The sequence below is a fragment of the Actinomadura sp. NPDC000929 genome (genome assembly GCF_040492065.1).
Lineage (GTDB): Bacteria > Actinomycetota > Actinomycetes > Streptosporangiales > Streptosporangiaceae > Spirillospora > Spirillospora verrucosospora.
The window spans coordinates 15,645-28,964 of the sequence record NZ_JBEUPA010000119.1; the positions used below are offsets into that span (position 1 = coordinate 15,645).

Here is a 13,320-nt window from a genome sequence, read left to right on the forward strand (position 1 = left end):
AGATGAATGACCAGCGGACCGCCCAAGCGGAGGAGGTGGCGGCGTGACCCACCGCGACGCACTGGCCTTCCTGGTCAACAGCTTAATTGGGTAACCGCAGGCTTCCTGTAACGAGATCATCGCCTGGATCGCAGGTGCGTTGCACCGTGCGGTCAGTCGAATGCGCCTCGACTCCTGGGTTTCGACGTTCGGAATCGGAAACATCACGATCGTTTTTGTGTCACATTCTTTCGAGGGGCCATCATGCATTCCGCCCTCGCAGCAATCGCCCAGCGATTCCCTTCACAGCCCAGCCCCTACGGACCCGATGCCGAGCGGGAGGTGCGCGGCTTCGCGCGCCGTCACGGCCTTCTGAGCACGCCGGCGGCGATGCGCCATTACGATCGGTCGAACTTCGGCGATCTCGCCGCCCGCGTCTATCCGCACTCGAGTCGCACCACGCTCACACTGCTGGCCGAATGGCTCCTCACCTGGGCGATCTTCGACGATCAGCTGGAACAACTGCCCCTGGAGAACCCGGCCGCCTTCGAAAACGCCAGTGCGGCGCTGCTCTCGACACTGTCGACGGATTCGGCCGCCGCGACGCAGGCGGTTGCTCATTTGCAGCCGTTCGGCGCCGCATTCCTTGAAGTCTGGCACCAGATGGCCGCTGCGCGGTCCATCGACTGGCGGCGGCGGTACGTGTCCACGGTGGCCGACTACCTGGACGGCTGCCGTTGGGAGGCGGCCATGCGCCAGGCCGAGAGGCCGCCCGACGTCGCGACCTTCATCGAACGCCGTAGGGCGTACGGCGGAATCAAGGAGGCGATGGCGCTGGTGGAAGTGAGCCGAGACTTCGAGCTGCCGGTCACGCTCCATGAAGACCCCTACGTGGTCCGACTGATGGATGCACTGGGTGACATCGCTCTTTGGGGAAACGACGTCTTCTCCTTCGAGGTGGACGTGCAGGAACGCACGCCGAACCTCATCGTCGTGCTCCATGCCGAGCGCGGCGGCACAATGGACGCCTGCCGGAACCAGGTTATCGACATGGTTTCCGCGCGGGTGGCCGACTTCGAAAGATCCCGTTCCGGCCTCGACCAGTGGCGAACTCACCGCGGAATCCCCAATGAGAAGGCCCTTGACCTTCGCAAATTCATCCAGGGAATGCATGAGTGGATCAGCGGCAGCTTCGCCTGGTCCACCGACAACGAACGCTATGCACAGGCACGCTTTGGCGCGGACAGCATTCAACCGAATGCGCTCGCGAGCCTTGGCCTGAAACGGCAGGACGCAGGCGCCCAGGTCGCTGCGGAGCAATCATGAACGCCGTGGCCGCACCGCCGGGAAAGCTGCGCCAGCTCGCCAACCTTGCCTCCTTCGTTCGAGATCCTCTGGCATATCTTTCCCGTGAGTCGGCCGGCGCTCCGGTCAGCCGGATCAACCTGCCCGGGCCCTCGGTGTTCGTGGTCAACGATGTGGAACTGATCCGCCGCATACTGATCCGTGATGTCGCGCATTTCGACAAGGGTGCCCAATATGACAGGCTCCGACCGTTGCTGGGCGATGCCGTCTCCCTCGCCAGAGGCCCGGCGCACAGAGATCGTCGCCGTCTGCTTCAGCCCGTCTTCCGTCACGACCGGGTGGACTCGTACACCACTTTGATGCGAGCGGCGACGTTGGAAGCCATCGATGGCTGGAAAGACGGCGAGATCGTCGCCGTCGATGATGCCATGCGCAGCATCTCCCTGAACGTCGCCACACGAACCCTCTGTTCGACAGTTCCAGGAGAACGGACCACCCTGACCGTTCAGCAGGATCTGCCACGGATTCTCAACGGTCTGACGTGGCGAGCCTTGAACCCGTTTCCCGTACTGGAGCGAATACCGCTTCCCGCGAACCAGGAGTTCGGTCGTGCGACCCGTCGGCTGCGCACGGGCATCGCCGAACTGGTGGCGAAGCGCTCGCGCCAGGATCGATCTGGCGACGACCTGATCCACCTTCTCATTCGCGCCTACGGCGACGATGCGGAGGCACAGGCGCGGGTCTGTGACGATGCGATCAATCTACTGCTCGCCGGCACCGAGACCACCGGCAACGCTCTGTGCTGGGTCTGGCACCTGCTCGCCGGGCACCCGCAGGTCGAAGCCAGGGTCCACCTCGCGGCCACCGAAGGAGACGGCGAGTACCTCGGGTGGGTGGTCAAGGAGGCGCTGAGAATCTACCCACCGGCGTGGCTCATTCCCCGTCGCGTCGTGAAGGCTCTCAACCTGGGGCCTTGTGAACTTCCCGTCGGATCCCTCGTGTTCTTCAGCCCGTACCTGCTTCATCGTTCTCCGGAGATCTATGAATCAGCTGATGCTTTCCGTCCTGAACGGTGGGAGCCCGGGGCGTCTCCGGCACCCTCTCCGCACGCGTTTCTCACGTTCGGCGCAGGACCGCACAACTGTATCGGCGCCAGATTCGCCACTACCGAAATGATCGCGGTCGTCCAGACCATCGCTGAACGCTATCGCCTTCTCCCGGCGGGCGAGACGGCGGTGCGTCCTTCGGCGACCCTTGTGCCCACCAGGCTTCACATGAGGGTGGAGCGTCGACAGGCGCAGGGGCGACAGAACGAAACAGGGCCCTGCGGAAACTGAACGCTGACTGATAAGGCGCGCCAGTTCGCGGCCGGTAATCGCCGGCGCCGGGCCGCGATACCGTTTTACTGCGCTGCACGAGGTTCGGACTCTGCCCGGCGAGGACGGCCAGGTTCACGCACGCTCCAGGCGGCCGGGGTAGAGTGCGTACTCGAACGTGATTCTAGAATCGTCCCGGGAGAGTGCGGATGAGCGGGTTCGGGGACTCCACGGCGGTGAAGCCCGTCGGTGAGGGCCGGTACGAGGCCGTCCTGGACGGCGGCTACGGCATCGCCCAGGCGCTGAACGGCGGCTACCTGATGGCCGTGCTCGCCCGCGCCGCCGTGGACGCCTCGCCGCACGAGCACCCGGTCTCGACCGCGGCGAACTTCCACCGCGTCGCCAAGGCCGGCCCCGCCGAGCTGGTCGTCGACTCCCGCAAGGTGGGGCGCACGGCCGCCTCGTCGTTCGTCACCCTCGTCCAGGACGGCCGTCCCGTCGTGGACGCCCTGATCACCACCGGCACGCTCGACCCGTCCGCCGAGCCCGACTTCGCCGCGGGGCCGCCCGCCGCGCTGCCGCCGCTGGAGGAGTGCACGGGATTCCGGCCGCCCGCCGCCACCGGCGGCGGGTTCGCCGACCAGGTCGACATGCGCTTCGACCCCGAGACGATGGGCTGGCTGGACGGGCGGCCGAGCGGGCGCCCGGACATCCGCGCCTGGTTCCGGCACGGCTGCGGCCAGGAGCCCGACGGCTACTCCCTGGCCCTCGCCGTGGACGCGCTGCCGCCCGTGGCGCTCAACCTCGGCGCGCAGGGCTGGGCCCCGACCGTCGAGCTGACCTGGCACATGCGGGCCGTCCCGGCGCCCGGGTGGCTCGCCGTGCACGGCACCGGACGGCTCCTCGCCGGCGGCTGGTTCGACGAGGAGGTCGAGGTGTGGGACGCCGCCGGGCGCCTCGTGGCACAGAGCCGGCAGATCGCCCGCGTCCCCCTCGCCCGCTCCTAGCCGGCGCGGCGCACCGGCGTTTCGGACCGCCGAACCACCGGATCATGCGCCGGCGGCGTGAGCTGGACGGTTTTCCAGCGTGTGACGGTGTGATGTCCAACGCATGACACACCCGGGCGGGGCCATGTCGCCTAGCCTTGTGCACCATGTCAGATCCATCCCGGGGGGACGGCCTCCCCGACGCGCCCATCGGGATCTTCGACAGCGGTTTCGGGGGCCTCACGGTGGCTCGCGCCATCCTCGACCAGCTGCCGAACGAGCCGATCGTCTACCTCGGCGACTCGGGCCGCCAGCCGTACGGCCCGCGCCCGATCGCCCAGGTCCGCGCGTTCGCGCTGGAGATGCTGGACGAGCTGGTCGACGAGGGCGTGAAGATGCTGGTGATCGCCTGCAACAGCGCCAGCTCGGCGATGCTGCGCGACGCCCGCGAACGCTACGACGTCCCGGTCGTGGAGGTCATCAACCCCGCGACCAGGCGCGCGGCGCGCGCCACCTCCAACGGGCGGGTCGGCCTCATCGCCACCGAGGCCACCGTGAACAGCCGCGCCTACGAGGACGCGTTCGCCGCCGCGCCGCACATCGAGCTGGTCAGCGCCGCCTGCCCCCGCTTCGTCGACTTCGTCGAGGCGGGCGTGACGATGGGCGACGACCTCCTCGACGCCGCCCGCGAGTACCTGGGCCCGATCGTGGACGCGGGCTGCGACACCCTGATCCTCGGCTGCACGCACTACCCGCTTCTGACCGGCGTCATCTCGTATGTGGTCGGAGACGGGGTCACACTGGTCTCAAGCGCCGACGAGACCGCCAAGGACGTGTACCGAGTGCTGCACGATCGGGGACTGGCCCGCGCCGAGGCGACGCCCCGGCCGCGGCACCGGTTCCGCGCCACCGGCGACCCCGCCGTGTTCGCCGAGCTCGGCCGACGCTTCCTCGGGCCGGAGATCGGTTCGGTGGAGAGCACGTTGAGCAAGGCTTTGACGACCTGATTCCTCGGACCGCGGAGGAGGAGTGAGCGTGCGGGTCACTGTGATCGGCTGTTCCGGCAGTTTCCCAGGGCCGGACAGCCCCGCGTCCAGCTATCTGGTCGAGGCGGACGGCTTCTCCATGCTCGTCGACATCGGCAACGGCGCGATCGGGAGCCTCCAGCGCTTCCACGGCCTGCTGGACATCGACGCCATCTGCATCTCGCACCTGCATCCCGACCACTGCCTCGACCTCACCGTCTACTGGATCGCGCGGACGTACTGCCCGGACGGCCCGGCGCCGCGCATCCCGGTGTACGGCCCCCGCGACACCGCGGACCACATGATCAAGGCGTACGAGCTGGAACCGAACCCGGAGATGACCGCCACCTTCGACTTCCGTCCGCTGGAGCCGGGGCCGGTGCCCATCGGCCCCTTCACGGTCACCACCGCGCTGATGAACCACCCGGTCGAGGCGTACGGCCTGCGGATCGAGCACGGCGGCAGCGTCATGACCTACTCCGGCGACACCGGCCACAGCGACGACCTGGTCCGGCTGGCCCGCGACTCCGACCTGTTCCTCTGCGAGGCGGGGTTCGCCGACCGCCCGGACCTGCCGCCGGACATGCACCTGACGGGACGGGAGGCCGGCGAGCACGCCGAGCGGGCCGGGGTCGGGCGGCTGGTCCTGACGCACCTGCTGCCGTGGAACGACCCGTCCGAGACGCTCTCCGAGGCGAAGGCCAGCGGGTTCCGCGGCCCGGTCGAGCTGGCCGAGGTAGGCGCCGTCTACGAGTTCTGAGGGGCCGCCGCTCCCGGGGCCGTCCGCTTCCGGGGCCCGCCGCGGTGAGTGCGGCGTCACCGGCGGTAGGCCGGGTCCGGCGGGGGCCCGCCCGCTAGGGTGGGCGCATGGCTCGCCCCGATGATCGTGCACCCGACCGGCTCCGTCCCGTCCGCATCCAGCGCGGATGGCTCGACCACGCGGAAGGGTCGGTGCTCGTCGAGTTCGGCGCGACCCGGGTGCTGTGCGCCGCGTCCGTGCAGGACTCGGTGCCCCGCTGGCGGCGCGACAGCGGCCTCGGCTGGGTCACCGCCGAGTACGCGATGCTGCCGCGCGCGACGAACACCCGCAACGACCGCGAGTCCGTCAAGGGCCGGATCGGCGGGCGCACCCACGAGATCTCCCGGCTGATCGGCCGGTCGATCCGGGCGTGCCTGGACCTCAAGGCGCTCGGCGAGAACACCGTCCAGCTCGACTGCGACGTCCTGCAGGCCGACGGCGGCACCCGCACCGCCGCGATCACCGGCGCCTACGTCGCGCTGGCCGACGCGGTGAGCTGGATGCGCGAGCGCCGCCTGCTCCGGGGGGACCCGCTCATCACCTCGGTCTCGGCGGTCAGCGTCGGCGTCGTGGACGGCGAGCCCCGCCTCGATCTCTGCTACGAAGAGGACTCGGCCGCCGGGACCGACATGAACGTCGTCTGCACCGGCGACGGCCGGTTCGTCGAGGTGCAGGGCACCGCCGAGGGCGCCCCGTTCGACCGGGCGGAGCTGGACGAGCTGCTCGACCTCGGCGCCGCCGGCTGCGCCGAGCTGACCCGCATCCAGAACGAGGCCCTCGGCCGATGAGCCGGATCGTCCTCGCCACCCGCAACCAGGGCAAGGTCGCCGAGCTGCACCGGATCCTCGGCGACCTCGACGTCGTCGGCCTCGACGCCTTCCCCGGCGCCCCCGACGTGCCCGAGACCGAGCTGACCTTCGAGGGCAACGCGCTGCTGAAGGCCCGCGCGATCGCCGCGTTCACCGGGCTGCCCGCCGTCGCCGACGACTCCGGCCTGTGCGTGGACGCGCTGAACGGCATGCCCGGCGTGCTGTCGGCCCGCTGGTCGGGACGGTTCGGCGCCGGCGACCAGGACGCCGCCAACCTGCGGCTCGTCCTCGACCAGCTCGCCGACGTGGCCGACGACCGGCGCGGCGGCTCGTTCGTGTGCGCGGCCGCGCTGGTCGTCCCGGGCGGCGCCGAGCACTGCGTCGAGGGCCGGATGCACGGCACCGTCATCCGGGAGCCGCGCGGCGCCGGCGGCTTCGGCTACGACCCGATCTTCCTTCCGGAGGGCGGGACCCGCACGACCGCGGAGCTGGCGCCCGCCGAGAAGGACGCGATCAGCCATCGCGGCCGCGCCTTCCGCGCGCTCGCCGAGATCGTCCCCGACGCCCTCCGGGCCGCCGGCCTGGCCTGACCCCCGCCGCGGGGGCGGTCAGCCGCAGCGCAGGCGGACGAAGGTGCCGTCCCAGCCGGCGCGCAGCTCCATCAGGTCGACCAGGAGGCGGACGGTCCACAGGCCGAAGCCGCGCTGGAGGGCGGAGTCGGGCGGGATGAAGCCGGTCAGCGGGTCGGGCCCGGGGCGCCAGAAGCCGTGGTCGCCGATCTCGCAGACGAGGTCGGCGCCGTCCTGCCACGTCCAGAGCCCGATCGGCGGAGTGCCGTGCTGGAGCGCGTTCGCGGCGACCTCGTTGGCGGCGGTGACGAGGTTCTGCGCCTTCTGCTTGGCCAGGCCGTGCCTGAGGGCGCGCTCGCCGACGAACCTGCGCAGCGCGTGCAGGTCGTCGCCGTCGATGGAGAAGTACTCGGCGCCGGCCGGGCGGTCGGAGCGGAGCCGGCCGTCGCAACTGGACCCGAACCTCACCGGGTCGATGTAGTCGCCGTTCTCGCCGTCGTGCCCCGGGGCGAGCAGCAGGGGATGGGTGCGGCGCGCCTCGTCGAGGATGCGGGGCGGCAGCTCCTCGGCGTCGTAGGGGCACAGGGCCCGCGCTCCCGAGTCGCCGAAGACCACGTTGATGAGGGACTCGTACCGGACCCATTCGAGCGTCTGGCGCTCGTCCCACCCGTGCCAGAGCGGCTCGGCGAGCGCGCAGACGGTGCGCGGGGCGCTCTGCTTCACGATGGTCTGGTAGTCGCGCAGCGTGTGGACGGGGTGCTTGTAGAAGCCGGCGGAGTCGAAGTAGGTGACCGCGTCGCCGTGCGGGGCGAGGACGTCCCGCAGGGCGGTCAGGTTGGGCTCGCAGGCGACGGCGATCACGACCTGGCCGCGCTGGACGCCCGATTCGAGGTAGGGCACGGTGACGGACAGGAAGTCCTCGGTGCCCCGGTACATGAACGCCTTGTGCTCCAGTGCCATCAGGCGATGCCCTCCGTCTCCGCGAGCCGCCGCCCGCGGGCGAGGCCGGGCAGCCGGTGCCAGCCGACCATGTCGATGACGCTCTCGACGTCGGGCGACAGGTGGTCGAGGATCAGCGCGGCGTCGGCGGGCAGCCGGGTGGCGTGCTTGGCCAGCAGGTGCAGCCCGCCGAGGTCGATGAACCCGAGCCGGGACAGGTCGAGGTGGACGCTGCGTCCGGGCCGCAGCCGGCGGAGCTGCTCGGCGAACACCGAGTGCCGCGCGGCGTCCAGCTCGCCCTCGACGCGGAGCCCGTCGGGCTCGAACGTGCGCACGATCTTCAGTATCCCGTCGTCGAATTCGGGGTTCACTTCCACGAGGACCTCGTGTGTGTCGCGGAGGGCGGCGAGCGCGGCGGGCGGACACGAGCGCCGGTCGACCTGGCAGATGGCCATCGCCATGGTGCTCGGCGAGACGGTGTCGCCGACGCGGTGCTCGCAGCCGAGCATCGGGCCGAGGTCGGGCCCGCCGGGCCCGTTCAGCAGCCAGCTGTGGTCGGTGGTGAGGCGCACGGCGCGGAAGCCCTGCCCGAACGCGGCGCCGAGCTCGCGGGCGACGGTGTCGGCCATCCGGGCCGGTTCGAACGAGCCGCGGCGGTCGAGGCACGCCTCCCGCGGCGGGATGACCCGCAGCTGGCCCGACCTGACGAGGGCGTCCACGTCGATCGGCCGCCCCGGGCCGAGGCCGGGCAGCCGCTCGACCGGGACGTCGGTGACGTACACGACCTTCTCGGTGGTCTCCAGACCCTCCCGGACGAAGGGCCCGATGACGCGGTCGCGCTCCTCCTGACTGCTGTAGGCCAGCCAGCCGTGATCTCCGGGACGGAGTTCGCTTACGGGGCGTTCGGCGAACCAGGATGTGTCCATGGCCTGCCCATCGGTGTGAGGCGGATCTGTTCAGCGTACGCCGGTCCGGTGCCTTTGGAAGCCCAACGCATGGAGTTCCTCACGCTCCGTCCGAGCCGCCGCGGCCGCCTCGCCGGTTCGCCGTGGTCGCGCCCGGCAGGGCGATGAGCAGCCGCACGGCGGTCCCGTTCCGGCCCGTCCGGATCTGGACGAAGGAGCACAGCAGGCGCACCGCCCACAGCCCGAACCCGTCGCCGGGCGGACCGCCGTCCGGCTTCGGCGGGACGAGGCCGAACCCGCCGCCCGGCTCCCACCGCCCCCCGTCGGTGACCTCGCAGACCAGGGCGGCGGCGCCGGGCGAGGCGTCGGTCCACATGCGCAGGACGACGGGCGGCTCGCCGTGCCGGAACGCGTTCGTGACCACCTCGGTGACCGCGACCAGGAGCCGCTGCCTCTCGCCGTCCGGCAGCGGTGTGCGCCGCGCGAAGTCGGTGACCCACACGCGGAGCCAGTACAGGTCGGGGCGCTCGATCTCCAGGGTCTCGGCGCCGTCCGGCGGCGGGGGCAGCGCCTCGCCGTCGCACCGGGCGCAGTACGCCGCGGGGCTCAGGAAGCCGGGGTTGGGGAGGGCCCGCGCGCCGCGCACGGTCTCGGGGTGCGTCCTGCGCCCGGCCGCGACGACGGACGCGGGGAGCGACGCCGCGTAGGGGCACATGATCGCGGCGCCGGTGCCGCGGAACGCCTCGTTCAGCACGGCCTCGGTCCGCTGCCACTCGACGACCTCCAGCGGCGGCCGCGTCGCCCAGACGGGCTCGCCGAGGACGCGCAGCCGGCGTCCGCGCCGCGCGGTCTCGAAGGCGTCGCCCACGCAGTCCGCCAGCGTGCGGGACGGGTGCGCGTACCAGGCGGCGGCCTCGGTGAACTCGACGCCCGCCGCGGCGGGTCCGAGGGCGTCGCGCAGCAGCGCCTCGCGGCCGGGCCCGCAGACCGCGAGGACGCGGTCGCCCGCGTCGAGGCCGGCGCGCAGGAACGGCACCGCGCCGCCGAGGAACTCCTCCGCCCCGGAGAAGGGCAGCAGGCGGTGCGTGAATCCGGCGCCCGGGGAGCCGGGGCTCCCGGGGGCGGCGCTCACGAGGGGACCGCCAGACGTGTGGTCATGATGTCACCGGCTGCGCGTGGCGAAAGGACGCGGCCAGCCTAGGACGCCCGCCCCCGCGGCGCCGCGATTCTCTGCCCGATTCGTCCGAAGTGTCGTCCGCAACCCCGCCGCGGGCGTGTCCGCTACCGGGTTCGGCGCGTCCGGGGGCGGCGGGGAGGACCGTGGACGGCGGCGCGGAAGCCCGGGGAGAGGTACCGGATTAATTCATCGGGCGGCATCGAGGCGACGGGTTCCACCACGAGGACGTAGCGGGCGAAGATCAGCCCGGAGAGCTGGACGCCCAGCGCCCCGGCCCGCGCGGTCGCGTCGGGGCCGCCCAGATGGTCGGCGATGCGGCCGACGATCTCGCGTTCGACCAGGTCGCGCACCAGCCGGCTCAGGTCCGGGTCCTGGACGGCGGCGCGCACCATGAGCAGCAGCTGCTTGCCGTTCTCCGGGTCGTCCCACGCGGTGACCAGCGCGCGCAGGACGCGTTCGGGCAGCTCGGCGGGGTCGCCGGGCAGCGCGCCCGCCAGCACCTCGGGCGGGTTGGCGACCAGCCCGAGCACCGCGCCGAACAGGCCCTTCTTCGAGCCGAAGAAGTAGCTGATCAGCGCGGCGTCCACGCCCGCCTCGGCGGCGAGGGACCGCATCGTGACCGGCCCGTACCCGTCGGCCAGGAACCGCCTGCGGGCGACCGCGAGGATCTCCTCGCGGGTGTCGGGGCCGCCGCGCCGCCGCCCCCGCCCGCCCCCGGATTTATTCATCAAGGTTGAAATATAGTGCGTGCCGGGGCCACCGTCGAGGTATGAACACCACGAAGCAGGGGCCGGGCGCCGTCCACCGAGCGGTGCTGCCGGCCGTGATGCTGTCCCTCGCCACGGTGGTGTCGGCCGTGGCCTCCCTCAACACGGCGGTGCCCTCCATCGCCCGCGACACCCGCGCCGGCCTCACCGAGCTGTCGTGGATCATCGACGCCTACGCGCTGGTCTTCGCGGCCCTGCTGCTGCTCGGCGGCGCCGTCGGCGACCGCTACGGGCGGCGCCGCGCGCTCACCGCCGGGCTCCTCGTGTTCGGCGCGGGCTCGGCCGCGGCGGCGCTGGGCGGCGACCCGGAATGGCTGATCGCGATGCGCGGCGTGCTCGGCGTCGGCGCGGCCCTGGTCATGCCGGCGACGCTGTCCACGATCACCTCGACGTTCCCGGCCGCCGAGCGCACCCGCGCGGTCGGCGCCTGGGCGGGCGTCGCCGGGGCCAGCGCCATCTTCGGCCTCCTGGTGTCGGGGACCCTGCTGGAGTTCTGGACCTGGCGTTCGGTGTTCTGGATGAACGTGGTGCTCGCCGCGGTCGCCCTGGTCACGACGCTCGCGTTCGTCCCCGAGTCGGCCGAGCCGGACGCGCCGCGCCTCGACGTGACCGGCGCGCTGATCACCGTGGCCGGCCTCGGCGCCGGCGTCTACTCGATCATCGAGGCGCCGACGCACGGCTGGGCCTCCGCGCGGACGCTGCTCGGCCTCGCCGCCGCCCTCGTCGTCCTCGCCGGGTTCGTGGGGTGGGAGCTGAAGCGGCCGAACCCGCTGCTCGACCCGCGGCTGTTCCGCATCCGGGCGTTCTCGGCCGGCTCCCTCACCGTCACCGTGCAGTTCTTCGCCTTCTTCGGCTTCGTCTTCATCATCCTGCAGTACCTGCAGCTGGTGAAGGGCGACAGCGCCCTCGTGGGCGCGCTCAGCCTCGTGCCCATGGCGCTCGCGATGATGCCGTCCGCGCGGGTCGCCGCGCCGAAGCTGGCCGCGAGGCTCGGCCCGCGCCGCGTCATCACGGCCGGCCTGCTCCTGGTCGGCGTCGGGATGCTGGTCTTCTCGCTGCTGGACGAGGACAGCACCTACTGGCTGCTGCTCGCGGGCCTCGTCCCGTTCGGCGCCGGCATGGGCCTCGCCATGACCCCGTCCACGGCCGCGATCACCGACGCGCTGCCCGCCGAGAAGCAGGGCGTGGGGTCGGCGATGAACGACCTGGCCCGGGAGCTCGGCGGCGCGCTCGGCATCGCCGTCCTCGGCAGCCTCCTGCAGTCGGCCTACCGCGCGAACCTCGACCTCGGGAACCTGCCGGGCCCGGCCGCCGAGCAGGCGAGGACGTCGGTCGCGGCGGCGGTGCGGCTCGGCCCGCAGGCCGCCGAGCACGCGCGGACGGCCTTCAGCGACGGCCTCCAGACGGCGTTCCTCACCGCGTCGGTCGCGCTCGCCGTCACCGCGGTCGTCGTCGCCGCCCTGTACCGCACGCCCCGCCGGGAGGCGGCGGAATCCGTCCCCGCGCCCGCCGATCAGGACGCTAAGCTGAACGCGCCCTCAGAGGGAAGCCCGAACGGGAGCCCGGACGAGGGCGCGGGCGGGCGTGGCGAAATCAGGTATACGCGGCAGGTTTAGGTCCTGTTGGTGGTGACACCGTGGGGGTTCGAATCCCCCCGCCCGCACCGGTCTCACCCCGGCCCACCCCGGCCCGCGCCGAGCGCGGGCCGGCGCGGTGCCTACAGGCCGAGGTCGCGGCGCAGGCGCTCCACGTGCCCCGTCGCCTTCACGTTGTAGTACGCCTTCTCGATCCGGCCGTCGGCGTCGATGACGAACGTCGACCGGATGACCCCGACGACGGCCTTGCCGTACAGCTTCTTCTCCCCGTAGGCGCCGTAGGCCTGCAGGACCTCCGCGTCCGGGTCGGACAGGAGTGGGAACGTGAGCCCCTCCTTGTCCCGGAACTTGGCGAGCTTGGCCGGCTTGTCGGGGGAGACGCCGACGACGGCGACGCCCGCGGCCTCCAGCTCGGGCAGGCTTCCCTCGAAGTCGACCGACTCCTTGGTGCAGCCGGGGGTCATGGCCGCCGGGTAGAAGTAGAGGATCACGCGCTTGCCGCGCAGCGAGGCCAGCGACACCGCGGTCTCGTCGGCGTCGGGTAGCTCGAAATCGGGGGCGACGTCGCCCGGCTGCAGCCGCTCGGACACCCTGTCCCGCCTTTCGCTCGGATGGTGGGTCCAACGGTACCGGCTGGGGTGCGGCGGGCATCCGGCGGGAAGACCTGCAAGACTGTGCGGATCACGCTCGGCTCGTCACGGTTCCGGCCCGCGCGAGTACGCCCGACACGATAAGGACACGGCATGGCTGACAAGAGCCGCGACCCGGAGGCGCTGGAACGGGAGATAGAGCGCAGCCGGCGGCAACTGGCCCGCACCATCGACGAGCTCGCCGACCGGGTCAGCCCGAGGAACGTCGCGCACCGGGGCGCGGAGCGGCTGAAGGAGGAGGCCGACCAGGTCGCCAAGGCCCTCGGCGCGATGGTGCGCCCCTCCGAGGACGACGACGGCGAGGGTCCTCAGATCGACCGGCGGCTGGTGTTCGCCGGAGTCGGCGCGGCGGTCATCGTGACCGCCCTCGTCCTGCGGCGCCGCAGGCGCAGGAGGCGCTGAGCCCCGTCCCCGAGGCGCCGGTCCGCGGTCCGCGGCCGGCGCTTCCGCGTTTCCGGGCGGGGCCCGGGCGCGGCGGGGCGCCGCCGGAATGCTGCGG

Annotated in this window: 14 protein-coding genes and 1 tRNA gene; 10 read left to right on the forward strand and 5 right to left on the reverse strand. The window is 72.0% G+C overall.

The window, feature by feature from the left end; genetic code table 11:
• The first annotated feature begins 243 nt into the window (after nucleotides 1-243).
• From ABWI04_RS31360 to rdgB, 7 genes are all read left to right on the forward strand, one after another.
• Complete coding sequence (locus ABWI04_RS31360) at nucleotides 244-1,305, forward strand: terpene synthase family protein (RefSeq protein WP_353834681.1); 1,062 nt, start codon at nucleotides 244-246, stop codon at nucleotides 1,303-1,305.
• Entirely contained in the window at nucleotides 1,302-2,621 is a 1,320-nt protein-coding gene (locus tag ABWI04_RS31365) for a cytochrome P450 (RefSeq protein ID WP_353834682.1), read from the forward strand. The genes ABWI04_RS31360 and ABWI04_RS31365 overlap by 4 nt, the downstream gene beginning before the upstream one ends.
• A gap of 188 nt (nucleotides 2,622-2,809) precedes the next feature.
• Entirely contained in the window at nucleotides 2,810-3,607 is a 798-nt protein-coding gene (locus ABWI04_RS31370; RefSeq protein WP_345184182.1) for a thioesterase family protein, read from the forward strand.
• A gap of 146 nt (nucleotides 3,608-3,753) precedes the next feature.
• Entirely contained in the window at nucleotides 3,754-4,593 is an 840-nt protein-coding gene (gene murI, locus ABWI04_RS31375) for a glutamate racemase (RefSeq protein WP_345184184.1), read from the forward strand.
• A 28-nt stretch (nucleotides 4,594-4,621) separates the two neighbouring features.
• Entirely contained in the window at nucleotides 4,622-5,371 is a 750-nt protein-coding gene (locus ABWI04_RS31380) for an MBL fold metallo-hydrolase (RefSeq protein ID WP_345184186.1), read from the forward strand.
• A 107-nt stretch (nucleotides 5,372-5,478) separates the two neighbouring features.
• A complete protein-coding gene (gene rph / locus ABWI04_RS31385) occupies nucleotides 5,479-6,198 on the forward strand; it encodes a ribonuclease PH (RefSeq protein WP_345184188.1) in 720 nt (239 codons plus the stop codon).
• The gene (gene rdgB / locus ABWI04_RS31390) at nucleotides 6,195-6,809 is read left to right on the forward strand and encodes an RdgB/HAM1 family non-canonical purine NTP pyrophosphatase (protein ID WP_345184190.1); all 615 of its coding nucleotides are present in this window, start codon (nucleotides 6,195-6,197) and stop codon (nucleotides 6,807-6,809) included. The genes rph and rdgB overlap by 4 nt, the downstream gene beginning before the upstream one ends.
• Before the next feature lie 18 nt (nucleotides 6,810-6,827).
• Here the strand turns inward: rdgB and ABWI04_RS31395 are convergent, their stop codons facing one another.
• From ABWI04_RS31395 to ABWI04_RS31410, 4 genes are all read right to left on the reverse strand, one after another.
• Nucleotides 6,828-7,748, reverse strand: a complete 921-nt coding sequence (locus ABWI04_RS31395) for an anti-sigma factor RsbA family regulatory protein (protein ID WP_353834683.1) — start codon at nucleotides 7,746-7,748, stop codon at nucleotides 6,828-6,830.
• Nucleotides 7,748-8,653: an MEDS and STAS domain-containing protein gene (locus ABWI04_RS31400; RefSeq protein ID WP_345184195.1), complete on the reverse strand. Its 906-nt coding sequence runs from the start codon at nucleotides 8,651-8,653 to the stop codon at nucleotides 7,748-7,750. The genes ABWI04_RS31395 and ABWI04_RS31400 overlap by 1 nt, the downstream gene beginning before the upstream one ends.
• A gap of 79 nt (nucleotides 8,654-8,732) precedes the next feature.
• A complete protein-coding gene (locus ABWI04_RS31405; protein ID WP_345184197.1) occupies nucleotides 8,733-9,764 on the reverse strand; it encodes an anti-sigma factor RsbA family regulatory protein in 1,032 nt (343 codons plus the stop codon).
• Between the two features lie 149 nt (nucleotides 9,765-9,913).
• Entirely contained in the window at nucleotides 9,914-10,537 is a 624-nt protein-coding gene (locus ABWI04_RS31410; RefSeq protein WP_353834684.1) for a TetR/AcrR family transcriptional regulator, read from the reverse strand.
• Nucleotides 10,538-10,578: 41 nt separating this feature from the next.
• Between ABWI04_RS31410 and ABWI04_RS31415 the strand changes: the two genes are divergently transcribed.
• Nucleotides 10,579-12,192, forward strand: a complete 1,614-nt coding sequence (locus ABWI04_RS31415; protein ID WP_345184201.1) for an MFS transporter — start codon at nucleotides 10,579-10,581, stop codon at nucleotides 12,190-12,192.
• Nucleotides 12,155-12,239 (forward strand) — tRNA-Leu (locus ABWI04_RS31420). The genes ABWI04_RS31415 and ABWI04_RS31420 overlap by 38 nt, the downstream gene beginning before the upstream one ends.
• Before the next feature lie 54 nt (nucleotides 12,240-12,293).
• Here ABWI04_RS31420 and bcp read toward each other — a convergent pair.
• Nucleotides 12,294-12,761, reverse strand: a complete 468-nt coding sequence (gene bcp, locus ABWI04_RS31425) for a thioredoxin-dependent thiol peroxidase (protein ID WP_345184203.1) — start codon at nucleotides 12,759-12,761, stop codon at nucleotides 12,294-12,296.
• Nucleotides 12,762-12,914: 153 nt separating this feature from the next.
• On the opposite strand from bcp, the gene ABWI04_RS31430 reads away from it, so the two are divergent.
• A complete protein-coding gene (locus tag ABWI04_RS31430) occupies nucleotides 12,915-13,223 on the forward strand; it encodes a DUF3618 domain-containing protein (RefSeq protein ID WP_345184205.1) in 309 nt (102 codons plus the stop codon).
• Nucleotides 13,224-13,320 lie beyond the last annotated feature (97 nt).